Annotated in this window: 17 protein-coding genes and 1 pseudogene; 5 read left to right on the top strand and 13 right to left on the bottom strand. The window is 34.2% G+C overall.

Translation table 11 applies throughout. The features are described from left to right. Positions 1 to 22: 22 nt before the first annotated feature. From AP058_RS06045 to AP058_RS06010, 8 genes are all read right to left on the bottom strand, one after another. Positions 23 to 2,779 carry a PAS domain-containing hybrid sensor histidine kinase/response regulator gene (locus AP058_RS06045; protein ID WP_066307883.1) on the bottom strand — a complete coding sequence of 919 codons (2,757 nt, stop codon included), beginning with the start codon at positions 2,777 to 2,779 and terminating at the stop codon, positions 23 to 25. Between the two features lie 17 nt (positions 2,780 to 2,796). After that, entirely contained in the window at positions 2,797 to 4,230 is a 1,434-nt protein-coding gene (locus AP058_RS06040; RefSeq protein ID WP_066307882.1) for a hypothetical protein, read from the bottom strand. A 10-nt stretch (positions 4,231 to 4,240) separates the two neighbouring features. After that, positions 4,241 to 7,051, bottom strand: a complete 2,811-nt coding sequence (locus AP058_RS06035) for a hypothetical protein (protein WP_082706593.1) — start codon at positions 7,049 to 7,051, stop codon at positions 4,241 to 4,243. Positions 7,052 to 7,060: 9 nt separating this feature from the next. Next, on the bottom strand, positions 7,061 to 7,867 hold the full coding sequence (locus tag AP058_RS06030; RefSeq protein ID WP_231739575.1) for a hypothetical protein: 807 nt from the start codon (positions 7,865 to 7,867) through the stop codon (positions 7,061 to 7,063). Between the two features lie 79 nt (positions 7,868 to 7,946). Then, a complete protein-coding gene (locus AP058_RS06025) occupies positions 7,947 to 8,543 on the bottom strand; it encodes a peptidoglycan-binding protein LysM (protein ID WP_157492631.1) in 597 nt (198 codons plus the stop codon). 167 nt (positions 8,544 to 8,710) lie between these two features. Further along, the gene (locus tag AP058_RS06020; protein WP_066308276.1) at positions 8,711 to 9,241 is read right to left on the bottom strand and encodes a peptidoglycan-binding protein LysM; all 531 of its coding nucleotides are present in this window, start codon (positions 9,239 to 9,241) and stop codon (positions 8,711 to 8,713) included. A gap of 209 nt (positions 9,242 to 9,450) precedes the next feature. Then, positions 9,451 to 9,996 (bottom strand): peptidoglycan-binding protein LysM, encoded by a 546-nt coding sequence (locus tag AP058_RS06015; RefSeq protein WP_066307877.1) that lies wholly within the window; start codon positions 9,994 to 9,996, stop codon positions 9,451 to 9,453. A 208-nt stretch (positions 9,997 to 10,204) separates the two neighbouring features. Further along, a complete protein-coding gene (locus AP058_RS06010) occupies positions 10,205 to 10,750 on the bottom strand; it encodes a peptidoglycan-binding protein LysM (RefSeq protein ID WP_066307875.1) in 546 nt (181 codons plus the stop codon). A gap of 405 nt (positions 10,751 to 11,155) precedes the next feature. Between AP058_RS06010 and AP058_RS06005 the strand changes: the two genes are divergently transcribed. After that, the gene (locus tag AP058_RS06005; RefSeq protein ID WP_369815134.1) at positions 11,156 to 12,550 is read left to right on the top strand and encodes a DEAD/DEAH box helicase; all 1,395 of its coding nucleotides are present in this window, start codon (positions 11,156 to 11,158) and stop codon (positions 12,548 to 12,550) included. 308 nt (positions 12,551 to 12,858) lie between these two features. Here the strand turns inward: AP058_RS06005 and AP058_RS06000 are convergent, their stop codons facing one another. Then, positions 12,859 to 13,404 (bottom strand): peptidoglycan-binding protein LysM, encoded by a 546-nt coding sequence (locus AP058_RS06000; RefSeq protein ID WP_066307873.1) that lies wholly within the window; start codon positions 13,402 to 13,404, stop codon positions 12,859 to 12,861. 310 nt (positions 13,405 to 13,714) lie between these two features. On the opposite strand from AP058_RS06000, the gene AP058_RS05995 reads away from it, so the two are divergent. Continuing rightward, entirely contained in the window at positions 13,715 to 14,950 is a 1,236-nt protein-coding gene (locus tag AP058_RS05995) for a YaiO family outer membrane beta-barrel protein (RefSeq protein ID WP_066307870.1), read from the top strand. Between the two features lie 5 nt (positions 14,951 to 14,955). Here AP058_RS05995 and AP058_RS05990 read toward each other — a convergent pair whose 3' ends face one another. The 4 genes from AP058_RS05990 to AP058_RS05975 all read right to left on the bottom strand — a co-directional run bounded on the left by AP058_RS05990 (position 14,956) and on the right by AP058_RS05975 (position 23,731). After that, entirely contained in the window at positions 14,956 to 18,381 is a 3,426-nt protein-coding gene (locus AP058_RS05990) for a sulfatase-like hydrolase/transferase (RefSeq protein WP_066307867.1), read from the bottom strand. Next, positions 18,375 to 19,373, bottom strand: a complete 999-nt coding sequence (locus AP058_RS05985; protein WP_066307864.1) for a HEAT repeat domain-containing protein — start codon at positions 19,371 to 19,373, stop codon at positions 18,375 to 18,377. The genes AP058_RS05990 and AP058_RS05985 overlap by 7 nt, the downstream gene beginning before the upstream one ends. 81 nt (positions 19,374 to 19,454) lie before the next feature. Continuing rightward, positions 19,455 to 19,808, bottom strand: a complete 354-nt coding sequence (locus AP058_RS05980; RefSeq protein WP_066307861.1) for a response regulator transcription factor — start codon at positions 19,806 to 19,808, stop codon at positions 19,455 to 19,457. Between the two features lie 11 nt (positions 19,809 to 19,819). Further along, complete coding sequence (locus tag AP058_RS05975) at positions 19,820 to 23,731, bottom strand: response regulator (protein ID WP_066307860.1); 3,912 nt, start codon at positions 23,729 to 23,731, stop codon at positions 19,820 to 19,822. 621 nt (positions 23,732 to 24,352) lie between these two features. On the opposite strand from AP058_RS05975, the gene AP058_RS05970 reads away from it, so the two are divergent. The 3 genes and pseudogenes from AP058_RS05970 (at position 24,353) to AP058_RS17095 (ending at position 26,246) form a co-directional block, all read left to right on the top strand. Further along, positions 24,353 to 25,450 (top strand): sulfatase-like hydrolase/transferase, encoded by a 1,098-nt coding sequence (locus AP058_RS05970; RefSeq protein WP_066307858.1) that lies wholly within the window; start codon positions 24,353 to 24,355, stop codon positions 25,448 to 25,450. Positions 25,451 to 25,496: 46 nt separating this feature from the next. After that, positions 25,497 to 25,781 (top strand): annotated as a pseudogene (locus AP058_RS17100) (acetyl-CoA C-acyltransferase); the annotation flags it as partial. A gap of 54 nt (positions 25,782 to 25,835) precedes the next feature. Next, the gene (locus AP058_RS17095; RefSeq protein ID WP_066307855.1) at positions 25,836 to 26,246 is read left to right on the top strand and encodes a hypothetical protein; all 411 of its coding nucleotides are present in this window, start codon (positions 25,836 to 25,838) and stop codon (positions 26,244 to 26,246) included. Positions 26,247 to 26,291: the final 45 nt, after the last annotated feature.

Here is a 26,291-nt window from a genome sequence, read left to right as displayed (position 1 = left end):
AGCGTGCAAATTTAACCTTTTCTCATTCTTTTCCAATCCATTTTTTAATCATATTGGCTAAAGTAAGCTTCAACAATGGTTTAGCCAGAAAATCATTCATGCCTTCTTGTACACATCTTTCCTTTTCACCTGGCAAACTTCCTGCCGTTAATGCAATAATCGGAATTTCGATGTCACGTTCTAAACTTCTAATTATTTTTGTTGCTTCAATTCCGTTTAATTCTGGCATTCGAATGTCCATAAAAATAAGGTCCGGACTTTCTTTTTTATACTGTGCCACCGCCTCATGTCCGTTACAAGCTTCTATGATTTTGGCATTAGGTACAATTTCTTGCAGATATGTTTTTGTCAAATACATATTGATCGAATTGTCTTCGGCAACTAAAATTTTTACGCTATGTGTACTATCTTCAGATTCATTTTCTTTGTATTCAATTGCCACAGATTGTACCTTCTTGTCATTTTTAAGTTTAGATAAAACCTTGTACATCAAGTTCATTCTAATAGGTTTTACTAAGCGATTGTCAACTTCTAACTCAACGCATGCTTCTTGCAACGTTTCATCATCCGACGAACTGTATAATACAATAAAAGGCGAGTTTTTGTTTAACTCTTTTATTTTTCTGATGGTCTCAATACCATCCATTACTGGCATGTGATAGTCCATGATAATGACATCAAATTGCTTGTGCTCCATCATAGTAAGTAGTGCTTTTAAGCCACTATCCACTTCGGTTACAACTATGCCTTTAATCTCTAACATTCGTCGTAAAATCATTCTATTATTGTCGTTATCATCGACAATTAAGACCGTTTTAATTCCTTCAAGAGCCATTTCAAACTCTTCTTTTTCGGTATTAAAATTAATGTCAAAAAAGAAATGACTGCCTTTGCCTTGTTCACTTTCTAGTTGCAATGTACTATCGGCGAGTTCTAATAATTTGTTTGAAATGGTCAAACCTAAACCCGTACCACCAAAGCGTTTGGTAATACTTGCATCTTCCTGACAAAAGGCATTAAAAATTTCTTTCTGTTTATCAATATGTATGCCGATTCCCGTATCCCGAACTCCAAAACGCATTCGCATTTTGCCTTCTCCGTAATCTTCTAGCACTTTTACGTATACTTTTATTTCGCCTTTTTCTGTAAACTTTAGTGCGTTACCGAGTAAGTTTACAAATATTTGTTTGAGTCGCATTCCATCAGCCCAGATAAATCTTGGCGCATTATGCTCGATATCAATAAGCATTTCTAGGCCTTTTTTATTTACGCTGTAAGACACAATATTAAAAGCTTCGGAAATCACTTCTTCAATATCCACTTTATCGATATCCAATTTCATTTTATTTTTTTCCATTTTCGAAAAATCTAAGATGTCATTAATAATACTGTAGAGTGAAATACCCGATTGATTGATAATTTCTAAATATTGTTTTTGAGTTTCATCTAAGTTGGTTCCTAAAGCTAGCTCAGTAAAGCCAATTATTCCGTTGAGTGGTGTTCGAATTTCGTGACTCATATTGGCTACAAATTCTGATTTAGCTAAATACGCTTCTTCAGCATCTTCCTTTGCTTTTTTAAGTTCATCATTCATTCTTTTTCGTTCTGTAATATCAATCACATTCGAAAAAATTTGTTTATTTCCATCGGAATCTTCCTCTAAAACACTCATAAAGTACCAGATCGCCTGCTCACCATCTTTTTTAAGTATTGACATTTCGCCAGAAGCTTTTCCGTGCTTTTTTATTTCTTTTAAAAATAGTGTAATTCGACTATGTCGTTCGGGTTCTATCAGATCAAAAAGAGAAGAGTTTTGCATTTCTTCTTTAGAAAATCCCGAGGCAATTAATCCTGCTTTATTTACATCTATAAAATTACCATGCAAGTCTAAGACGCTAAGAATTCCACTGATGTTTTCAAACACATTTCTAAATTTTAATTCGCTCTGCATCAATAATTTTTCCTTTTCTACATATTCAGAAACATCACGACCAATAGTGTAGACTTGGTTAGAATCGAGATCGGGCGAGCTGGTCCATTCGATCCATTTAATTTCGTTTGTTTTGGTAAAATATCTATTAGTAAAATTGTGACTAAACTCCCCTTTAATGATGGCAGCTAGCGTTTCCAATGTTTCCGATCGATCATCTGGATGTACGAAATCAATAAAGTCAGACTCGGTAAGTTCTTTGGCTGACCATCCTAATGTTTTGGTAAAAGCGGGATTGATTTTTATAAATTTTCCTTCCAATGAAAAAACGCCCAATAGATCATCAGAGAATTCAAACAAATAGTCCTGATTGGTTAAGCGCTGTTCTTTTTCTTTTATTTTGATCCAGCGATTGACTTGATCGACCGCCTTATTGAGATAAAGGTTGTCTTCTGCAGTGAGAACACGTTCTTTAGTATCAAAGACATTTATACTTCCGAGAACTATATTATTGGAATCGGTAATAGCAAAGGCTGTGCTAAATTTTACGTCTAAATGATTTGCTTTATGAGCAGGGCACAGTTGCTTTTGTTGTTCAAAAAGCGACTGTGCTTTAGATAAATAAGAGGCTGATAAAGGCCATATTTTCTTTAAGCTGTCGTCATTGCTAGCAATAATGTATGTTTTAGTTTCATTAAATAACGTAATGGTACACAATGCAAAATCAGTTATGCTAATGATTGAGTATATTAAAAAATCAAAAGCTTCTCCATATTTATTTTGAAGTATTCCTAATTTATATGTTGTATCCTTTATGTTGGCACTGTACGTTTTTTGAATTTTTTTCATCATTTAAAAGTTTGTCGCTATAAAGCCGTGAAGCTATAAATCACATTAATACTGTACGATTTTTTTTCTTTAGGTATTAGCGATTGCGCCGAAATGGCTGAAATAGAATAGTTTAAATTTAAATTTTTATCAATTTCTGGAGAACCATTGCTGATTAGTATCTGTGAACTTTTAGACAGAGGTATTCTTTTAGAATTTCCTTCGATGCCAATTTCAAGTACATCACTATTTATATTGGTTTGAATTCCGTTTGAATAAAAATAGTTTGCATCAGATTTTACATATAACTCATAATTTTCATTGTTTGAAACACGAATCTGATTCGGAATAACTTTAGTTTGACCTTCATTGTATTGCTGAACGGTGTTAAATAAGAAATTCACTTCAGTGTTGCCTCCAGGAATAGTAATTTCCGATAGAAATGGAACCACTACCGTAACATCCACTTCTTTTGCTGAATTACTAGAGCCGTTGCTAGCTTTTGCATTTAAATTAACTTGAAAAGTATACGTTCCAGCTTCAAAAAAGTAATTTCTAAAATCCTCATTATTAACCAGAAGCTGAAGCTCAAAATTTGCTCTGTTTCCACGCTCTACTTTAAAGCCGCCAGCAGGAGAGTAATTTTTCTCATTTTTCTCTAGTGCCATGGTAAGTATTTTAGGTTGGTTGCTACCAAGCTGCACCACGGAAACATCAAACTTTCTATTTTTTCCATTTAGTGCTTTAAACTGAACTACTTTTTTCTCACTTTTTGCGAACAAGTCAAAATCAATAGTATGTCCAATCTCCATAGTACCCAAATTGATTGCAAATTGTGCGCCAGTACGAAATTCATTCAAAGAATTAATAGTGACATAGTTGGAAGTGCTTCCTAAAAGCCATCTAATGTCCTCTGGAATAGTAATAAAAGTGCTGAAGCTTTCAGGACTAAATTCTATCGCATACCAACCACTGCGGCCATAATCTTGGGCGATCTGTATTTTGTAATCACCTGCGTAGAATGCGTTGGCCTCGATCTGACTTGAAGGAATGCGAAAGCGAAAAGCAACATTTCCAGCGTTATAACGCGAGCTGGCCGTAGGCTGATACCAAGTTTGATAAGAACTCGTAAACCACTTATATCCAGGCAACACATCACCAGAACGAAAAGGAGCTTGTTGTCCACCTATAGTGGCTAATTGCCATTGTAGAACTGATGTAGGCAAAGTAGTGGTTGGTGCGGACGTATGAATGAAAAATTCACCTGAACTAGACCTAACGTAAGGATCTACACCAGTAGAGCGCCATGAAGAATTTCCTTGAGTATTCATGACGGTTTGAACAGTCGTAAACTCTGATCTGTTAAAGATAGAAGAAGTTGGCAGCGTGATGTGAACATCTTGGGCATGCACAATATGTGTACTGTATAAAAGAAAAAATACTGCTAAAAAAACTGTATATAATATTTTCATAACATTAGATTTAAAATTTTTTGACTTTAATTTGCCTGTCTTTTTTTATAAATTTAAAAAGTAAAATTTCAGGATAATCAGCGTTGTTTAACTGTATGGTTTCTGACGATTTTACGTACTCGTATTTATTATTTTCGATAAAAATTCGATATGTTCCATTTTTAAGAAAAAATTCAAATTCGTCATTTTGATCTACAGCGGTATATGTTTTTATGCCTTGCTCGTCTTCCGCATAAATGATAATACCTCTAACATCAGATTCTAAATCGTCGTAGGTTTGCTTAACCTCAGCTAGTTTACCTTTTACCTTATTACTTTTACCTAATCCTATTTTTAAGTTTACACTTTTGCGTACCAAAATCGTCGGATCAATCATTAAACGGCCGCCACTACTTTCATTGACTCTTAATTTATAACTTCCTTGGGGCACATTTTTAAAAATTACTTTACCACTTTTATCTGTTTTGGCCACATAGCTATCTAGTTTAATAATTTCGTTTGCCATGGCAAATTCGTCTTTATCTAAGATACCATTTAAGTTTTGATCATGAAAAAATTGTAGGGAAACATTATGAAAAGACCCAGAATCGCCATTCGAAAAATACTTTTTGATTCCGATTTTAACTTGATAATTGTCGCCTCTAAAACTATTGGCTAACAAAGACTTGTAATTAGAATAGTTGGCATAAGCGGTTCCTGCCCAACTTGGAGTAATCTTGTATTCTAAATTAGCGTTGACATTTTGATTGATATTATTGTACAGTTCTGAATAATTGATCGCTGCTGAAAAATAGCCACTTATTTTGTTTTGTAGCGCTTTAAAATTATAAGAAGTATATAAATTATAATTAATAAAATTTTTGCTTGATTCAGAAAAATAATTCAGATCATAAATAGTGTTAGGGTTGTACTGAATCATTCCGTTTAACGAAAAGTTTTTGTAGTTATAATTCAGCATTGTTTTAAAGCTTGAAAAAGTGTAGCATCTTTCTGTTGCTTCCGAGTAGGAATATTCGGCAGACATATTGAGTTTATGCGCTTTAAAGGAAGTGCTTACAGTAGTTCGAAATCGATAAGCCAGCAAACCTTCAGCGCTAAAGCTATTGTTGTTTTTTTGTTTTTCTACTTCTGGTGAAAAAATAAAGTTCCACGTATTTTTAGAAATTTGAAGTCCTGACTTTAAGGAATGTGTACTGTAATAAACATTAGAATTAAATATGTTTTGCCCCGTGTTCTCTGGAAGGTACTGATTGTACAAATATTCTGGCTTGGACTGCGAATTTTGATATTGTAAAAATAAACGTTCCGTAGCAGTTAAGCGGTAGCCAATGTTTTGATACAAATTTAAAGAACCTCTGTTCATACCTACATAGTTCGTAGATGCAAAATTGTTCAGTGAGCTTAAGTCCCAACTCTCGGTTCTATAGTCATAATTAATACTAGACATAAATCCGCCTTGCTTTTTACTGTCCATTGTGCTTTGCTCTTGACTTAAACCAGTTTCTACTCTTAAATTATGATTTTCAGCCAACGTAAAGCCGGAGCTAAAGTGAGTAATGTACGAGTCTACCGCCAATCGTGGATCGTGATCGTAGAGATAAGAAACTTTTCCGTTGAATTTATTGTACGCTCCAAAACTATATTTTGTTGCAATGGTGGTCGAGCTTTGTAGTTCTGATGTATAGTTGCTGTAAATATTATAATTAGTATCGATTGCCAAGGCTTCAATACTTTTATTGCTGCCTAATTTGGCCAAAACTTTTGCACCACGACCAGAAACGGAATAATCATAATCGCTTCCGTAAATATTTCCCAATCGTATAGAGGAGCCTTTGCGTTCCAAATCAAGATAGGTATTGTACACACTGTACGTATCGTCATTGTTGTAATAATCAACTGCAGTGTTGAAGACAGAGCGAATTCCTCCTCCTAATTTTAATTCAGAATTGGCTTTAAATTGCGTATAATCAAACCCATTACTTAATTGATTGTAGGCTAATTCCATGTAGTTTTTATCTGTCGCAATGTTTGCATTACGCATCACTTGCGTGCTATTAGACAGCATCATTACCTTGATATTAGTAACGCTAGCTATTTTGTTTTTTTGCAAATCAATTGCCTTGACTTGTATATTGTAATTCGGTAAATAAATATTTTGTTGACGCATAGACAACTTAAGTTCAATGACTTTTTTTTCTTTGCCTTCGAGATTCACACTAATTTGTCTCGGCAGTAATTTTAGACCTGCAAAATTAGACTCCAATTCCAATTGAATGGAACGAGAACCATATCCTGTATTTTCTACAAATATAGAAATAGTAGATTCGGGCAGTACAGGATCAATATAATTTTCTTGAATCATCGGGTACACAAAAACTTCTTCTTCTTCAGTTCTTTGTCTGTAAAATGTAGCTTTTTTTAACCGGGTCGTACCATCTTCGAATGCGTACGATAAGTTAAAGGAGATAGCGTCATTATTCATCTTCATAAAGTCAGTGCTTGCTATAAACTTTACAAAAACTTTTTCTTCACTATTAGGAGCAAGGAATGATGGATTTTTAGGCGCTAATAATATTCCAGGGTAGTTCTCGTTTTCGATTAAACTACTAATATTCAAGCTGCGGTTTGTTCTGTTCTTTATGTGTAAAAAGTTGGTAAAAGTTGTGCCTTGCGTAACTGCTATAGTGTCCAATTCAAAATAAAATTGAACGTCTTCACTAGGAGTTTGTGCTTGAATAGTTGACGCAGATAAAATAAGGAGCAACAAGAAAACTGTTCTTTTTCGTGGTAGAAAAAACAGTATGTGTTTTAAAGATTTCAAATACAATTTTTAAAATTCAAATGATTTTTCTCCAATCCTCATATCATTAGAACCAGCCATTTTAACAATAACAACTCCCGAATATTTACCTTTTAGGTTATCGGGCACTTGATGTTTTACCGTTTGATACGTACTTGGCATCATCGAAATGTTTATTGGATTTAATTTTGTTTCTTCGCCAGAATCAGTATTGGTCAATTCCAATTCCACAGTTGCGTCGTTCACTACATTACCGTCATTAAAAAGGCGCACCTGTACAATTTTTGAGTTATCTGCTAAATTTGCTACGGACTCTATATTCATAAGATCTAAACTGATTGTCTTGTTAGCTGGAGGCGTATTGTAGATGTGTAATCCGAACTCAAACAAAGCTATAATTCCAATTCCTTTATCTAATTTTAATTCATCTTTTTGCTTACCAATTTGAGTGAAAAATAACATTGAATTGGTTAATTCTACAGCCGATGCATTGGCAGGAATTTTCATAGTCACAAGTACTTCTTGTGTTGCCTTTGCTAATAAATTAATGTTGGTTTCTAAAGTAGTAACCCAAGCGGAATTAGACTGCTTTAAAACTCCTGCATCAAAATAAACTTTGGTTCCATCTTCTTCGCGATTCCAGTCTTTAAGATTAATATTAAATATGTAGTCGTTTTCAGAACCATTGTGCAGTGTTACGGTTTGCGTTACAACTTCGCCAGGTTTACCTGTAAAAAATAAACGTGTAGGAGACATGGACACGCCTTGTGCAAAGCCGAATGATACAAAGCCATGTATAAATAAAAATGTAAGTGCAAATTTTAAGTGCTTGTACATAGGTATTGTGTGTTATAATTAATGGATGATAAATGAAATTTGTTAGAAACTATCAGGATCTTTTTCTGTAAAATAAACTTTATAATGCGCTTGCAGTATAGGTTACGGTCTGCGTGTAAGTTCCAGCTGGTTTTCCTAAAATATCAGTTGAAGATGATTTTGATTGCGGAATGATATAATCGAGATCCAATTGTAATTTGCTTCCTAAAGCAGCACCGCCAACTAAAACTTGATCGAGTGTAGAGAGTACAACAGGAGTTGATGTTCCTGATAAGGTCGAAGATTCGTTTCTTCGGATGGTAATTACATTAATAGGAATTAAATTTGTACCATTTTCAAAATAGGCTCCATTGGCTTTTACTTTAACATCAAAAGCTTTACTGAAAGTGATTACTAAACTTTTAGGAACAGTGGCTGTTTTTTGCGAATTGTAATCTGCAACAGTTTCATATCTAAAGTCAATTGCTCCTCCATTGGCAGTGCTTTCTGAATCTATGGATAGGACATCGGCCAATATGATATTTACAGAAGTGGATGCTTTTTGAGCATTAATAATAGTACTACAAAAAAAGAGCGCGACAATAGATGCAATTCTTAATCCAAAAAGTTTTAAGGCTAATGTTAGATTAGCATTTTTTTGAAAGGGGGCTAGTTGGGGGCTCAAATAGTTTTTCATAATTGTCTAAGATTTTGAAGGTAGGTTCTACAAAATTACGAGGTGTTTATCATTGATACCGAAGTATATAAACTGAATATTATACCAAAATAGACAAAATTTAAATATTCTCCTAATTCATAGAGAATGAATCAGGAGAATATCTTATAATTTTATTGTGAATACAGTTAGATTGCTGTTGCTGTGTAGGTTACTGTTTGTGTATAGGTTCCTACAGGTTTTCCTAAAAGTACAGTCGATGCTTTGTCGGCAGAGATTGAATATTCAATGCTTAACGATTTTTTTGCTCCTTTATCAGCCGCTGCAACCAATTTTTGATCTGCATTTGATAAAGTAATCGCATTAAATGTTCCTGTCATTGTTCCTCCAGATACTGCTTTAATTTGTAAAACATTTACCGGTATACTATTACTACCATTCAAAAAGTTTACTCCATTAGATTTTACTTTTACATCAAAATTGGTAGATGAAGTAATTAGTAAACTCTCCGCAACTGTGACACTTTTAGCGGTGTTATAATCTGCTGCTGTTGTGTAGTTAAAATCTACCACACCACCAACCGCAGCGCCAGAATCAATTGAAATAACATCTGCTAAAATAAGATTTACAGTTGTTGTTGCAGTTTGAGCTTGCGTGTTAGTAGTTCCTAAAACGAATGCTCCAAAAGCTAATATTGCGATAACAATTTGTTTTTTCATGGTATTATATGTTTGAATTTTTATGTCTTTCTTACTGTTCTTTTTGAACACTGCAAATGTAGCTTGACTCTGTAGTTTATTTTGTAGTAGAAAATGGAAGTGCCTGTAGTTTAATAACTACATCAATTAATGTTACTTTTACAGAAAATAAAAAATCCCTCGACAGCGATGCGCTGTTGAGGGATTTTAAAATTATATCTTGCTGTAAATTATAGTGCCGTTGCAGTGTATTTTACTTTTTGTGTATAGGTTCCAGCTGCTTTTCCTAAAAGGAAGGTTGATGCGTTAATAGCAGAAATAGAGTAGTCAATGTTTAAGGATTTTTGAGCTCCTAAAGCTGCATTAGATACTAATACTTGATCAACTGCAGACAACGTAATTGATTTTAAAGAGCCGTTTATTGTTCCTCCACTAACTGCTTTTACTTGTAATACAAATACAGGAATAACGTTTGAACCATTCATGAAATTTTCACCTTCAGCTTTTACTTTTACATCAAAGTTTTTAGATGATGTTACAATTAAGCTATTTGCTACCGTTACATTTTTCGCAGAATTATAATCATCTGAAGTTAAATAATTAAAATCCACAATTCCACCAGCAGCAACACTACCTGCATCAATAGAAATTACATCCGATAATTTAAGATTTACTGTAGTACTTGCTGGGTTAGAAACACTTTGAGCAACTGCGTTAGCAGTCCCAAAAACAAATGCTACAAGAGCTAATGCTGCGATACCGATTTGTTTTCTCATGGTATTTTATATTTGAATTTTTATTTCTTTTTTTATGTTTCTTTTGAACATTGCAAATGTAGATTCCTTGGGTATTTTTTTTTGTAGTATAAAATGGAAGTATGTGTAGTTTAATAACTACAATACATGTATAAATATATTTCAAAATAAAATCCCTCAAACAGATGTACTCTGCGGAGGGATTTTAAATATTGTACTGTACTGCTTACTATAGAGCCGTTGCAGTATATTTTACTTTTTGTGTATAAGTTCCAGCTGGTTTTCCTAAAAGTACCGTTGACGCTTTAACAGCAGAAATAGAGTAGTCAATGCTTAAGGACCTTTTAGCTCCTAAAGTTGCATTACTAACTAATACTTGATCAACTGCAGACAGAGTAACCGTTTTAAGTGTTCCGCCCATAGTTCCGCCCGTTACAGCTTGGACTTGTAATACATCTACAGGAATATTATTGGTACCGTTTACAAAATTTGCTGCTTCCGCTTTTACTTTTACATCAAAGTTTTTAGATGAAGTTACAATTAAGCTATTTGCTACCGTTACATTTTTTGCAGTGTTGTAATCATCTGAGGTTAAATAATTAAAATCTACAATTCCACCAGCAGCAACACTACCTGCGTCAATAGATATTACATCCGATAATTTAAGGTTTACTGTAGTACTTGCTGGGTTAGAAACAGTTTGAGCTGCTGCGTTAGTAGTTCCAAAAACGAATGCTCCAAGAGCTAATGCTGCGATAACGATTTGTTTTTTCATGGTATTTTATATTTGAATTTTTATGTCTTGTTTTTTGTTCCTTTTGAACACTGCAAATGTAGAGTGGTTGTGTCGTTTTTTTTGTAGTATAAAATGGAAGTGTGTGTAGTTTAATAACTACACAAGTTTTTCTAGAAATAAAAGAGTCTGTACTAAACTTCAATACTATAATAATCTGCAAGAATCTTATAAAAAAATAATACCGACTGAGCGTACTTTTAATATCAGTAAAGTTTCTAAAAAACCAACCGTTGATCTGCTGATAAATAATAATTGCTTCGAATGAAAAAGGAATTATTTAAAATGAAGATATTATAAGAGACTGTAGTTAACGAAATTTTCAAAGAAAGTAACAAGAGCAATTTTAATTCAATAAAAAACAAGTAGTCCTAAATTATTTTAAATATGAAAAGTACAACACCAACCTTCACCTCATTTTACGACTACCAGCAAAAAGACATAGCAACTATTTTTGAAACTATAGAGAGTGAACCCAATCGTAAACTTTTGTATCAATTACCTACCGGCGGCGGAAAAACCATGGTCTTTTCCGAGATTGCTCGCAGGTACATTCAACAATATGACAAGAAGGTGATGATTCTTACGCATCGTAGCGAATTGTGCCGACAAACATCAACAACTCTCAAAAAACTAACGGTAAACAACCGCATTATCAATAGCAAAACAATTAATTTTAAAAGCAATTCTAGTTGTTATGTAGCGATGGTGGAGACACTTCGAAACAGAATAAAAGAGAAAAAAATAAATACCAAAGAAATTGGACTCGTAATTATTGATGAAGCACACCACAATTCTTTTAGAAAACTAACGCGTAAGTTTAAAAATGCGTTTGTGATAGGCGCTACTGCAACTCCGTTTAGCTCTGATATTTCTAAACCAATGAACCGGTATTATGACAGTTTGATAGCGGGCGAAAGTATTGCCAATTTAATTAACGATGGTTTTTTAGCTAAGCCAAAGTCTTTTGTTTATGAGGTAGAATTGAACTCCTTAAAAACGGGTATTCACGGTGACTTTACTGTTAGTTCGAGTAACGACTTATATGGATCAATAGCAATGCAGGAACTGTTGCTAAAAGCGTATAAAGAAAATGCACTGGGTAAAAAAACGTTGATTTTCAACAATGGTATTGCTGTTTCTATGCAAGTTGCAGAGAACTTTAAAGCGGCAGGTATTCCTGTTAGGCATTTGGATAATAAGACGCCAGATGACGAGAGAAAGGAAATACTAAAATGGTTCAAAAAAACAAAAGATGCGGTGCTTACTTCGGTTTCGATTTTGACTACAGGGTTTGACGAGCCGTCTGTGAAACATGTAATACTCAATAGAGCTACGACTTCGATTACGCTTTATCATCAGATGATTGGACGTGGAGCACGCAGGCTTACTTCGAAGAGAATTTTTGGAATCACAGATTTGGGCAATAACATACAGCGCTTTGGCGCGTGGGAAGCACCATTAGATTGGAAATATATTTTTGATAATCCAGATGCTTTTGCAAAACAATTACATTATCAAGCGAGCGGAAGTTCGTTCCAGTCGCATACGTTGACGGCTGAAATACGTGCGAATTTTCCAAAAACTTTAGAAATGACTTTCGATTTAGAAGCTTATTATCAGGAAGCAATTGATACTGATAAAAAACCAAAAACAGTGATACAGCAATCCATCAGACAACAAACCAAGATGTGTTTGGATAATGCAGAATCTTTAAGCCATGCTATTGCTCTTGCTGAAGTCTTGCTCCTGAAACAGAGTGGCGTGTCAAAGAATATGTAAAATGTCTAGAAAATGCCAGCACCAGTTATAAAAATTGGTTGATAGAAGACTATCAAAATCGACTCAAAGGACTAATTATTAAATTGTATCCAAAATTAAATGCTTAACTTTTGATTTACACTGTATTTTGTATTGCATATTCGTTTTTGATAAAGATTGAAATATTGTAAAGGCATTTAACATCCGTTCGTTTTACCGATTCATCTAAGCAAATTATAGCTGATTATTACTACTTAATAAATGAAATAAAAAAGCCCTCAACAGATTCACGCTGTTGAGGGCTTTTAAAAATTATAGTACGCTGCCAGCTATAGAGCCGTTGCAGTATAAGTTACTTGTTGAGTATACGTTCCTGCTGGTTTTCCTAAAAGTACCGTTGATGCTTTAAGAGCAGAAATAGAGTAGTCTATGCTTAATGATTTTTTAGCACCCAATGTTGCATTACTAACTAAAACTTGATCAGCTGTAGATAAGGCAACAGTATTGAATGTCCCAGTCATGCTTGTTCCAGTTACAGCAGTTATTTGAAGTACATTAACTGGAATATTATTTGAACCATTTACAAAATTTGCTCCTTCTGCTTTTACTTTTACATCAAAGTTTTTAGATGAAGTTACAATTAAACTATTTGGCACCGTTACATTTTTTACAGTGTTATAATCGTTTGAGTTTACATAATTAAAATCTACAACTCCCCCAGTAGCAGCACTACCTGCGTCAATAGATATTACGTCTGATAATTTAAGGTTTACTGTAGTACTTGCTGGGTTAGAAACAGTTTGAGCTGCTACGTTAGTAGTTCCAAAAACGAATGCTCCAAGAGCTAATGCTGCGATAACGATTTGTTTTTTCATGGTACTTTATATTTGAATTTTTATGTCTTGTTTTTTGTTCCTTTTGAACACTGCAAATGTAGATTGGATGTGCAGTTATTTTTGTAGTAGAATATGGAAGTACATGTAGTTTAATAACTACAGCATTTTTTATTTTATAAGAGAATTAAGGAAAGTACATCTACAGCGGCCTGTTATAAATAAAACAGTTAGTACGATCTATCTTTAAGGAAAAGCGTAAATTAGATTAAAACGAGTGTGGCAATAAAAAGTTCAATATATTTGCATCTTATAGTATTCGCTACTATTTTAACTACTTATTCAATTTTTGATGAAGAAATATTTCAGTTTTTTACTTGTAATAGTAATTTCATTTTCGGGCTACGGCCAAGAAAGTGATAGCTCTGACGAGCTGTTTCAAAAAGCAAGAACAGTCGCTTTTGATCAAAAAGATTACGTCACTGCAATAGCACTTTCAAAACAGGCTTTATTACTATCGCCCGAGTATACTGATATTTCTATTTTTTTAGGTAGATTATATACCTGGACAGATAACTGGGAAGCAGCAAGAGTTGTATTTAAAGATCTTGATTTAAGAGAAGTTCAAGACGAAGATTACTTTGTCGCTTATGCTTCATTAGAATATTGGAACGACCAAAACGAAAAAGCGATTGAGATAATCGACAAAGGGCTGAAATATAATCCTCGCTCGGAAACATTGTGGTTGCTAAAAGCAAAAGTGTACAATGGTGTTGACAATTATGCAGGAGCACAAAAATCCGTCGATGGACTTTTAGCAATCAATTCTACCAATACGGAAGCTCGAGAACTTTCTGTGCGGTTAAATGAGTTAACTTCAAAAAATCAGATCGGTCTAACTTACAATCTGTCGCACTTTGATAAGCAGTTTGATGATGATTGGCATATTATGGGGTTGAGTTATAAGAGAAATACAAAATATGGATCGGTGATTTTGAAAGGAAATTTTGCTAATAAATTTGCATCCAATGGAACACAAGTAGAATTAGAAGCTTATCCAAAATTATCCAAAATTTTTTACATGTATGTGGGTGCTGGATATTCCAATGATGTAGGAATTTTTCCAAAATATAGAACAGGTGCTTCGCTAAATGCCAATTTGCCGAGGAGTTTTGAAGCAGAAATAGGATACCGTCATCTTTATTTTTCAGAGAATCTATTTTTGTATACTGCTTCTGTTGGAAAATATTACAAAAATTATTGGTTTAACTTACGTACCTATATTACTCCAGATAGTAAAAATATTTCGCAATCTTATACGGGAACGGTACGGTATTACACCAAAGGAGCAGACGATTACTTTGCTTTTCAAATAGGTACAGGTATCAGTCCAGAAGATTACCGCAGTAATCTTTTAGAAAACTACACCTATAAACTTAAAACTTTTAAAATGGGAGCAGAGTACAACTTTTCCATAAAGAAAGTAAATATTTTTTCAGTTGGGGCTATGTATTTCAATCAAGAATACCAACCACAAAAAAAGGGAAATCAGTATGATTTAAGTTTAGGGTACAGCAGACGATTCTAATACTATTATTTGATTTTAAAATAATTTGTAACTACCGAATCAGGTAAAAGCTTTTGGGTCTCGTAGAACTTTGAATTCATGGTTTTAAACTGACTGAAGTTTTGATTGACTTTTTTAAACATAGCAGGTCTGTTTATTAAACTTTCCTCCAGATTTTTTAATTGGTACAGCTGCTTGTCTTCTAAATGGTAGTTTCCATAGACGTAATCAATCAGTTGACTTTTGCTTTTCATTATTGGTATTCCTATGATACCGAACTCTGGGTTTTGCATAAGACCGCGTCCGACCCAAGCCACACTCGAAGGTGTGTTTAGATTGTAGTTGGCTTTGTAATAGGCGAGTATCGACGGTACAATATCAAAATGACTTACTACATTGTTAAATAATTTTGCTTCTTTAAGCAGCGGAGAATAAATGACTAAAGGAACATGAAAACGATCAATTTTTGATTGCAATGTAATTTCTGGCATACTGTGATCTCCAGTAATGATGAAAACGGTATTCTTAAAATCTTTTCTCTTCTTATAATTCTCAAAAAAAGTACGAACCGCATCATCAGCATTCAATAGAGAGATTAGTTGTTTTTTATTATTAATAGACCACTTTTTTTGTTCGGCACTTAATTGACCTGTAGCTAACCTGTTCTTGTACATCTTTTCATAATAATCAGGATTATTGATCATAAAAGGATTGTGTGATGACAAGGTTAATATAGCATTAAAGTAGGGCTGGTTTTGGGACTTTTGCACCTCAAGCATTTTTCTAAAAACGGCTTGATCCTCATATCCCCAACTATCCCCATCGTTGCCTGGCAATTTTTTGTATGTTTCGTTAAATGAAAATTGATCGACGATGTTGTCTACTTCGCTGTATTCTAGAAATTCACGAATTCGATCAAAAGAACTGTTTCCGCCATAGAAGAAACCCGTTTCGAATCCATTACTTTTCAAAACATTATAAAGATTAAAATGTGCTGGTGTTTTTTTTATTTCTAGAAATCCATTCTTTCCAAAAGGCAGCGACCCAGTTAACGTTGGAATCGCCGCAAAAGTTCTACCGGCAGAGCTAAGTGTATTTTCCCAATACAAACTTTTATGTCCTAATGAATCTATGAAGGGTGTAAAATTTCCAACGTAACCTTGCGGCGAACTGTAAGCATGTCCCAAACCTTCGATCATGACTAAAACAAGATTAGGTGTTTGGTCTGATTTTCTTAAATACGGCCCAAGAAAGTCTGGAGTTGTCTCTTTTCTCCAAAACGGAAAAGACTCGTCAATCCCATCAGTACTTGCGATCCTATCATTAGAATCACCAAATAACTCGGTTATCTCAGGATGATTGCTGAGGTAGTTGTCTAGATTTGAATTAAAGAAATATGCTCCTTTACTTTTAACAGCATTTTCACTAAAGTCATTGGCATGAGTTTCGTTTTGTACTTGTAGTAAATCAGATGGGATTATAAATAATACTAAGCCAATACCGATGAAAGCCAATCCTACATATTTTGATTCAAACCAAGTTTTAGACGACATCCAAAAAGGTGTAAATGTAAGGGCGATTAAGATGGCAATTAATGCAAAGTTGGTAACACTTAACATACCACTTGCCTGTAAAATTTGTCTCATCTCAGCTGAGTTGTAGAACAATAAATCGGCTCCTAACATATTGTGGCTTTCAGAAAAATAAAGAAAAAGTAAATAATGGATAACGACAAATAAAGTACAAGTGGTCAGCGCAAAAAGCTTAGCCCAACTTTCTTTAATTGAATTAAGTATGCTGTATATAATGCCTAAAACTGCAATTGTCTTACAAACAAATAGCAAATTATCTAAAAATAACGAAAGCGCTATTGGCGATTGTTTTAAATCTTGAACCGTGTACGTATACCAAGCCCATTCGGCTCCAACTCCTATAAAAAATAATAGGATCAAAACTGTAGCAAAAGCGCCCCATTTTTTGAGACCTTGACTCAGTATTGCAAACACCTTTTGTGTAAAAGGTAAGTTTTGGTTTTGTTGATTGAACCCTTGTCGGGTCATTTCTCCCCAAGCATGTGATTTTTTAAAATAATCAACAAAACCGCTTACGCCCGCTCTAACAACGATAGGATGAAAGTAGAACGGCTCTAGTAATGCTGTCCCAATCAATGCAATAAAATCTTTTCTTTTAGCATATACCTGATGGCTAACCAAATCTACTAATATTCCATAAATTGAAAATAGAAATCCTGCAGCTAAGACTAAAGCAAATAAAATTAAGAAGAAAGACCAGTTAATTATACCCAAAAAAAGAAAAATAAAAAATACGATATAGCCCAAAAACTCAATTAAAGGACCTAGAAATTCGAAGAAAAACCAGTACGGAAGACTAACCATTCCTAGTTTTCCGTATTTTGGATTAAACATCATTCTTCGGTGTTTCCAAAGCGTTTCCATAGTGCCGCGCATCCATCTGTTTCGTTGCTTTTTAAGCACTTCTTTTGACTCGGGAGCTTCGGTCCAACACAATGGGTCGGGGATAGTTAGTACTTCGTAAGGCTCTTTCTTTTCCTCCATATACTTGCGCATTCGCACCACGAGCTCCATGTCTTCGCCTACCGTATTTCTATCGTAACCGCCGCAAGCTAAAACTATTTTACGGTCAAAAACACCAAATGCACCCGATATTAAAATAAGTCCAGAAGCGCGCGACCAGGCCATGCGGCCAAGAACAAAAGCTCTGATGTATTCTAGAGCTTGAGTACGACCTAAGAGTGTTTTCGGAATGTTAACATCGGTAACTTTGCCGTTTTCAATTTTGCAATTGTTAGCCAACCGAATTACGCCGCCACATGCAATCAATTTCTTATCTGTTTGCTGTAGAAATGGCTTGGCTAATTTTAAAATAGCATCTTGCTCCAGAATACAATCTACATCAATACACACTAAATAGTTTCCGGTAGAAACATTGACACCCACATTTAATGCGTCTGCTTTTCCACCATTTTCTTTATCTACAACGATTAATTTTTTAAAGGCAGGATTTTTACTTTTATAAACACCTCTTACTGTATTGGTTTCTATAGTGCCTTGCACAAAAAACGAGATCTTTTCTAGCTCATAAGCTTCAATTAGCTTTTGTATCGAATCGTCCTTACTTCCGTCGTTGACAATTATAATTTCTAAATTATGATAAAAAAGAGAAAGTAACGATCGTACATTCTCTACTATGGTCATGCCTTCATTGTACGCAGGCGCGATGATACTAAAAGTGGGTGCATTTGGATTGGACGCAATAATAGTATAGTCTGTAAATGTATTCTCTTTTTTGTAACGCAACACTGCGCCAAGAGCGTAAATGGCGATCCATCCGTATACTAAGAATACAGCTGTTCCGTAAATTAAAAATAACCAAATGATACTCTCATAAATAATGTTCGAAAATTCTAACATATTTTTTCCTGTATTGCGTGATTTATAATTTGTACAAGTTCATTAGAAGAATCGCTATCCTTTCTAAGTGTAATTAAATACTCTTTTTGATCTAATTCTAAAAGCGCTTCTGCCGCAAATATTCTTAATTTAACCAAAGAATGTGTAGTCAATTGTTCTTTCAAAAATTCAATCGATCTCGGATCTTTTGATGTTTTTAGTATTCGTACGATCTCGACTTGAACTTCTTCTGATTGGTTTTTGAAGGAATCGGTAAGGTGCTGTATTGTTGTAGAATTCTCTAGTGATTGTACCGTCTCTACTGCTTGAATTCTAACCTGATCCGATCTATGGTTAAATAAGTTAAGTACCGAAGAATATAATGACAACAGCTGAAATTTTCGCAATAAGCGAAGTGTAAAAACAACTACCGAATCATTTGCGCTACGCAACCATAGATCAATCGATTCTTCAGATCCTGAAGGGATATCAGTGATAGACAGTAACAAACGAAGTTGTTGCCATTCTGAAATTACATTCGGAATAGTATTTAAAAAATTTAAACCGTCAAAACCTTTAAGATTAATCATAGCATATTGTGCTTCCTGATAAACTATGGGAGAGGGGTGTGTTAAAAAAACGGCTATGTTGGGCAATGCTTTTTGAACTCGCATGGCACTTAATTCTTTAATTCCTCCTGCAATAAGCGAAGGTTTTTTTTGGTAAATTTTATTAAAAGCTTCTTTTTCTAGCTTATAATCGGTAAACAGTTTATTGATTTGCTCATTTGCTGCACCCGAAAACTTTTTTTCGGAATCTACTAATTTTTCCAGAAACAAATCTCTAAACGATGAATTCTCGGAAAATGGTTCTAAATTATCAGCCGAAGTACTAAAATCACCATCGTACACAATCGCATTTAAAACTTTATCATTTATTACCGTTGACCATTTTAAAAGGAGGATTAGTTTTTTAAATTGATACAAACTAAAATATAGCACAGCTACTATCATTAGAAAAACTACTACTAGCACTCCTAAAAACGTGTCAAAAAGAAATCGAAATGAAATTTCTAAAATCAATATTTTGCTGTGTTATTTGGTTAGTCTCTTTATCCTTAACAATAATTCATTGGGACTAAAAGGTTTCACAATAAAGTCTGAAGCACCCAGATCAAAAGCATTTAGAATGACACCTTCTTGACCCATACTTGAAAGCATAATAACAGGAATTTTTTTCCCCATTTCATTTATGGCCGAGAGAATCTCTACCCCTGAAGCGAAAGGCATCATGATGTCTGTAATAATAATGTCTACAGCAGTCTCTTTTATAATTTCTATGGCATCTTTGCCGTCTCTGGCAAGTAGTACGTCGTATCCTTCCTTTACAAGTTTATGTTCAATTGTCCTTAATATTAATTCGTCGTCTTCAGCTATTAAAATCAACATATTTCAATTTTTTAGATTAACATCTGTTTCATTAAATTTACACCTATTTCTAATTCTTCTTTGATTCCTTCTTGAATAGAATCGTAATCGTTGGTATACTCAATTTTATTTTCCCATTCTCCTGCACAATCTGCGAGTTTATATAATCCAGCGGTTCCAGCAGTTCCTTTTAATTTATGAAGTAAGTTTTTGATTGACACAGCATCTCTTTTAGTAACTTCTTCTTTCATATTAATAGCGGCTAATGTTAATTCGTTGATCACAAGATTGAGAAACATTTCTTTAAAATCAGCATCTTCGCCTATTTGTTCCAGAAATAGCGGCATATCTATGTGAGCTTCATAATCTATAAGTGCACTCAAAGACGGCTCTAAAGTGTACGGAATATGTTTCAGCAACATCTCAGAAAGATCAGCCTGTCTGATTGGTTTAGGTAAAAAATCATTCATTCCTGCCTGTAGACATTTTTCTTTTTCTCCAAGTACATTACCCGCAGAAACTCCTATGATTGGCACGTTTGCATATTCTGCATTGAGGCGTATTTGTTTGGTAGCTTCAATACCATCCATAACGGGCATTTGAACATCCATTAAAATAATATCAAATTGTGTGTTTTTGCAGGCATTTAATGCTTGAAAACCATCAGTCATTTCTGTTAATTCAACACCAGGAATCAGCGATTGCATCATTCTCCTATTGAGAACCATATTTACGGGATTGTCATCGACCAGTAATACATTTAGCGATTCTGCAAATAATAGATTCGCTTGATCAGCTAGATTATTCTGTTCTGTAGACTCATCAACCTTGGTATTGGCTTTTACTGCGCGTCTTAACGTTGCATACAATTCTTCAGATTTTATTGGTTTAAGCAAACAAAATGACTTTTCATCTTGACGAAATTTATTGATAATTTCTTCTTCTTCTGAAGAAGTATGCAATACCACCAAAGGTGAAATTTCGTGCTGATTTTCAAAAATTAATTTGATTTTTTCAATAGTTTCTAAGCCAGAAATTATAGGCATGCGATAATCCATCAAGATTAAATCAAATCGTTCACCAGTCATCAAGATCTGAATTGCCTCCAATCCATTTGCAGCTAATTTCGAATCGATATTTTTATAAGCCAACATGTGTTGGAGAATAATTCGGTTGTTTTCGTTATCGTCTACAATCAGTACTCGCTCTATATTTAAATCTTCACTTTCATCAAAACTGTCCATTTCGTAAGGTACAGTGAGATCAAAATAAAATACAGAACCTTCTGTTAGTTGACTAGTAAGCGTCAGTTGGCTTCCCATATATTTCAAAATATTATTCGAAATCGTTAGACCCAAACCAGTTCCTCCATAGCGTTTACTTACTGAACTGTCTTCCTGCGTAAAGGCATCAAAAATACGCTGTTGTTTATCTAACGGAATTCCAATACCAGTATCGCGAACAGCAAAGCGCAAAGTCAAATTAGTATCATCAATCTTTAACTTCTCTACTTTAAGCTCAATTTCACCACTATCAGTAAATTTTACTGCGTTGCCTAGTAGATTTATTAATACTTGTTTAATTCTGGCCTCGTCCAACAATAACGTTTTTGGAAGTCCTTGTTCAATATTTAAAAGAAGTTCAATATGTTTTCTTTGCGACTGGTACAGTATTACATTGACCACTTGACTGACCAAATCGTATATATTACACTTGTCAATTAAAAGCTCTAATTTGCCCGATTCTATTTTAGAAAAGTCAAGAATATCATTAATAATGGTCAGCAAGCTTTCGCCAGATTCATTAATATAATTAAGATACTGAACCTGTGTTTCATTTAAAGGTGTTTTAAGTAAAAGGTCAGAGAACCCGATTACTCCGTTCAAAGGCGTACGAATTTCATGGCTCATATTGGCTAAAAATTCAGACTTGGCTCTATTAGCTATCAAAGCCATTTCTTTAGCTGCTTGAAGCTCTTGCGTCGTCTTAACACTTTCAGTAATGTTCTTTGTAGAAACTATTATGCCTCCAATAACCTCATCAGAAAGATACCAAGGACTAACTTCTATAGTATAATGTTGAATTTCTTCTTTATTCGGAAGTTTTATAGTTACATCTTCATTTTTATACGATTTACCTTTAAGAGCTTCGATGTAAATTTTTCTTCTCTCTTCGGCAACATTAGTCGTAATCTCAAAAACATGTTTGCCTATTAGTTGTGCTTCAGTCAGTGAGATTTCTTCTGCCCAATTAGCACTAGCTGCCAAATAATTAAGTTGCTTGTCAAACATTGCCACAGCTACAGGAGCATACCTAATAAACGACTGCAGCATGGCCTCTTTTTCAGCCAGTTCCAAGTATAATTTTTTAGACTGATCAATGTCTTGAATAATGCCAAAAAGTTTAGTACAAACGCCATTTTCAAACTCGGGAACTCCTTTTATTCGTACCCAAATTACAACTTCGTCTTCGCGTAAAAGTTGAAGTTCGTCATCGAACGAAATGCCATCTTGTATTGCTCTTTCAATTAAAAAATTTAGACGTATGCTGTTTTCTCCTTTATAATATCCAACTGCATTATCTAAAGTTGGCGTAAAGTCAGGCGCTACTTTATGAATTTCTTTCACCGACTGTGACCAATAAACGGTGTTTGATTTAAGGTTTAGTTCCCATCCACCAACTTGCGCCACTTCGTTAGTTTGCTCCAGTATTTTTTTAGTATAGATTAAATCTTTTTCGAGAAACACACGATCTGTAACGTTTAAAGCGGTGCTTACCACATACTGCTTACCTTCTTCATCAACTTCTACGATGTTGCTATACATCCAAATTACTTCTTCACCATTTTTCTTTTGGAGTAGCATATTGCCAACGTCTTCACCTTTAGCTGAAATGTTCTCTAAGTATTGATCAAGTAAATTCCAATTTCGTTTAGGAACCAAATCCTTCAAATTCATTCCATTAATTTCTTCTGCAGAATAATTTAGTAATTCTCGTCCTTTTTGGTTAACGTCCAAAATGTTACCCTCTAAGTCGTGAATACTCATTAAACCAATTGCATTTTGAAAAAAGTTTTTGAATTTTCTCTCAGAGTTTTCTAGTTTTCGGTTTTCTTCGATCTGACTAGAAATATTTCTACCAAAACAAAAAACATCTGACTTATCCTCCTTTTGCTTTAAAACCCACTCGATTGTTATGGCAGGCAAGTTGTTTAATTTTGTACTAGTGGTAAAAACTACCTTATCTGTACGTTCAAGATCTTCTTTTAAACTTTTTAGTTCCTCTGACTTTTTACCTATAATTTTTAAAAAACTTTGCCCAATTGCTTCTTTCCTCTTTACATTAAAAGTTCCTTCCAATGCTGGATTTACATCTTTAATAATTAGATTGTCATCCAACACAATAATTAAATTATTTGAAATACTTACAATCTCTTCAAAATAATCGGACTGTATGTTTCTTTTCTTAGCTAATAGAATCTTGGTAATAGCCTCAGCCATTTTATGCAGAGAATCTAGCTGTCGCTCGGTAAGTTCTTTCGGCTTATAATCGATTACGCAAAGTGTTCCTAATACAAAACCTTCATCATCTTTTAGAGGTATTCCTGCATAAAAACGTATTCCTGCCTCAAGTACGATTGAATTACTTTTTGAACGTTCGTCTTGCAAAGTATCAGTAATTACCAAGGTTTTCTTGGCAGCAACCACATATTGACATACGGTACTCTCACGAGGCACAACGTCTACTGCCAAACCAATGCAGCTTTGTACATTCTGCGTATCCTTTCCCATCATAGAAATCAGAGAAACAGGACAGTCTGCTATTAAAGCCGCTCCCTCGGTAAATATGTCTAGCTCAGGCTTTTTTTGCACAGTGAGCAAATCAAAAAATTCTAATTTTTTGAGACGTGATTCTTCGTCTTCGGCGTTTAGAAATGTATTCATAAAATTTAATTGGAAGGTTTGTCGGGTAACTTACAGAAAAAATATAACAACTCAAATATAAAGTTTTGCAAATTAATACTAGTTCTTTCACAGATCTTAAACTGTGCTATCAAAAATTAAAGTAGTTAAGATACTAAAAATACTGCATTTTAGCAATTTTAAGAAATTAGGAAAAGAGTATAGAAAGTCAATCAAATTTTTTATAGGTAAATAGTGCAATTCATTAAAATTTTCAGTTCACTTGTACTTTTTTATGTAGCAACTTTAATTGAATTGTTGAGTTTTAAAAAAAAAAAATTTATGAATATCCTACTTGTGGAAGACGACACTAAAAGGATGTAAAAAGTATTTCTTACCAATACTGAATATAGCTGCAATAAATTTTAATCGATCATGATGCTTCTTTTAATTAATTCTTGCAATGTCATATTCTCGCCAAGAAATAAAGATTTCTTAATCGTATAAGTTGTGGTAAATAAAAAAAATGCCGTCACATTTGTAAAAATAATTTCGTTAAGAATGTTTAACTTTAATTTCTTATAAAAACATACTAGTATTTTGTGCCTAATAATGGCGACATAAAAAGCATCAATAAAAATTCACTTAAATAAATAAGATAAAATGAATAGATCGATTATACTTGCAACTGTAGCAATCTTTACTTTTTTTGGAGGAAATGCACAGCAAAAACAGACGAACAAAAATCCTAAAGTCGTCTTTATTACTCTAGATGGTTTTCGTTGGCAGGAATTATTTACGGGAGCCGATGAAAAATTAGTGAGTAAAAAGAAATATGTTGACGATAAAAAAGAACTGAAAGAAAGCTTTTGGAGAGATACACCTGAAGAGCGAAGAGTTGCCTTAATGCCGTTTTTTTGGAATGAAGTAGCTAAGATGGGACAATTACACGGAAATCGAAATTATGAGAACAACGTAAACTTAACGAATACTAGATGGTTTTCTTATCCAGGATACAACGAATTATTAACTGGAGCCGCAGACGATAAACACATCAGAAGTAATTCTAAAGAAAATAATCCCAATAAAACTATTTTAGAAAAGTTAAACGATCAGCCTAAATATAAAGGTAAAGTTGCTGCTTTTGGTAGTTGGGATGTATTGCCATTTATTATAAACGAAGAACGTTCTGGTGTTCCTGTAAATGCAGGTTTTGAGTTAGCCAAAGGGCAAAAACTTTCGGAAAGAGAGCAGTTTTTAAATGAATTGCAACCCAACTTGCCATCCCCTTGGGAAGCCGTTCGTTTTGATGCTTTTACATCCAATTATGCGTTGGAATATATGAAGAGAAAACATCCCGAATTAGTTTATATTTCTTTTGGAGAGACGGATGACTTCGCGCACGACGGAAACTATAGTGCCTATTTAAACTCAGCACACGCAACAGACCACTTAATTAAAAAATTATGGGAGTTTACACAGCAAGATTCTTTCTATAAAAACAATACTATCTTTATTATTTCAACCGATCACGGGAGAGGTACAGAACCATTAGAAGAGTGGAGAAATCACGACTCGAAAGTAAAAGGAGCAGATCAAGTTTGGTTAGTCGCCTTTGGTAAAGATGTTAAAGTATTAGGAGAAGTACAAACAAAAGAGCAATTGTACAGCAATCAGATCGCGCCAAGTATCTTAAAACTATTAGCGCCAACTATGAAAGATAATGACATGAAGGGAGAAATATTAAATCTTCAAAAATAGCATTTATAGGTGCTTGAGCTGACAAGCACTACTTACAAGTGAAAAGATTTTTATTCAAGTTGTACCTACAAAAAGGTTAAAGATCAATAGAGAACGACAAGATGAAATAGCGTTTAACAGTCATAAAAATTATAGTAACGGACGAGATAATGGTTTTTTTGATGATCTAATTCTACCGATTGGTAATGTTGAAACGGATGGAATACCGAGGTCAAATACAAGTCTAGAGCAGTTAGCAAAACTCAATCCTGTATTTGACAACAAATCTGGTCAAGGTTCAATCACGGCTGGAAATTCATCTTTATTAAGCGATGGCGCAGCAGGACTATGGGTTTGTGGAGAAAAAGCGAAAGATAAATTTTCAAAAACTTCGTATGCGGCACAGTTGGTCGATTGGGAAATTAATGCAGTAAATATTGAAAAAGAAGGTCTTTTGATGGCTACTACCTTTGCAATTCCTAGATTGTTGGCCAGACATAAGTTGCGGTACGAAGCTATCGATTTATGGGAGATACACGAGGCATTCGCAGCACAAATAGTAGCAAACGTTCAATTATTAGAAGATCCCATGCACCTCAAAAATGTGGGAATTTTATTCGGCTTTGGAGCTTTTCCTTGGGACAATCTAAATTCAAATGGCGGAAGTATTGCCATAGGACATCCTTTTGGAGCGACTCGCGCAAGAATTATTAGCCAAGCGATTAAAGAGCTGTCTCTATTAGGGCCTGGTAAAAAAGCGATCGTAAGTGTTTGCGCTGATGGTGGGCTTGGAACAGTAATTTTATTACAGACTTAATTTAATAGGAAACATTTTAAAGGTCGGAACTATTGCTATTAATTC

Source organism: Flavobacterium sp. TAB 87 (assembly GCF_001529295.1).
GTDB lineage: Bacteria > Bacteroidota > Bacteroidia > Flavobacteriales > Flavobacteriaceae > Flavobacterium.
The sequence above is the reverse complement of the archived record's forward strand: the minus strand, read 5'-3'. Positions and strand labels throughout refer to the sequence as shown.

What these genes read in the sequence shown, in the direction of transcription:
- AP058_RS06045 (WP_066307883.1), bottom strand. Translation starts at nt 2,779, where the DNA reads ATGAAAAAAATTCAAAAAACGTACAGTGCCAACATAAAGGATACAACA.
- AP058_RS06040 (WP_066307882.1), bottom strand. Translation starts at nt 4,230, where the DNA reads ATGAAAATATTATATACAGTTTTTTTAGCAGTATTTTTTCTTTTATAC.
- AP058_RS06030 (WP_231739575.1), bottom strand. Translation starts at nt 7,867, where the DNA reads ATGTACAAGCACTTAAAATTTGCACTTACATTTTTATTTATACATGGC.
- AP058_RS06025 (WP_157492631.1), bottom strand. Translation starts at nt 8,543, where the DNA reads ATGAAAAACTATTTGAGCCCCCAACTAGCCCCCTTTCAAAAAAATGCT.
- AP058_RS06020 (WP_066308276.1), bottom strand. Translation starts at nt 9,241, where the DNA reads ATGAAAAAACAAATTGTTATCGCAATATTAGCTTTTGGAGCATTCGTT.
- AP058_RS06015 (WP_066307877.1), bottom strand. Translation starts at nt 9,996, where the DNA reads ATGAGAAAACAAATCGGTATCGCAGCATTAGCTCTTGTAGCATTTGTT.
- AP058_RS06010 (WP_066307875.1), bottom strand. Translation starts at nt 10,750, where the DNA reads ATGAAAAAACAAATCGTTATCGCAGCATTAGCTCTTGGAGCATTCGTT.
- AP058_RS06005 (WP_369815134.1), top strand. Translation starts at nt 11,156, where the DNA reads ATGAAAAGTACAACACCAACCTTCACCTCATTTTACGACTACCAGCAA.
- AP058_RS06000 (WP_066307873.1), bottom strand. Translation starts at nt 13,404, where the DNA reads ATGAAAAAACAAATCGTTATCGCAGCATTAGCTCTTGGAGCATTCGTT.
- AP058_RS05995 (WP_066307870.1), top strand. Translation starts at nt 13,715, where the DNA reads ATGAAGAAATATTTCAGTTTTTTACTTGTAATAGTAATTTCATTTTCG.
- AP058_RS05990 (WP_066307867.1), bottom strand. Translation starts at nt 18,381, where the DNA reads ATGTTAGAATTTTCGAACATTATTTATGAGAGTATCATTTGGTTATTT.
- AP058_RS05985 (WP_066307864.1), bottom strand. Translation starts at nt 19,373, where the DNA reads ATGATAGTAGCTGTGCTATATTTTAGTTTGTATCAATTTAAAAAACTA.
- AP058_RS05980 (WP_066307861.1), bottom strand. Translation starts at nt 19,808, where the DNA reads ATGTTGATTTTAATAGCTGAAGACGACGAATTAATATTAAGGACAATT.
- AP058_RS05975 (WP_066307860.1), bottom strand. Translation starts at nt 23,731, where the DNA reads ATGAATACATTTCTAAACGCCGAAGACGAAGAATCACGTCTCAAAAAA.
- AP058_RS05970 (WP_066307858.1), top strand. Translation starts at nt 24,353, where the DNA reads ATGAATAGATCGATTATACTTGCAACTGTAGCAATCTTTACTTTTTTT.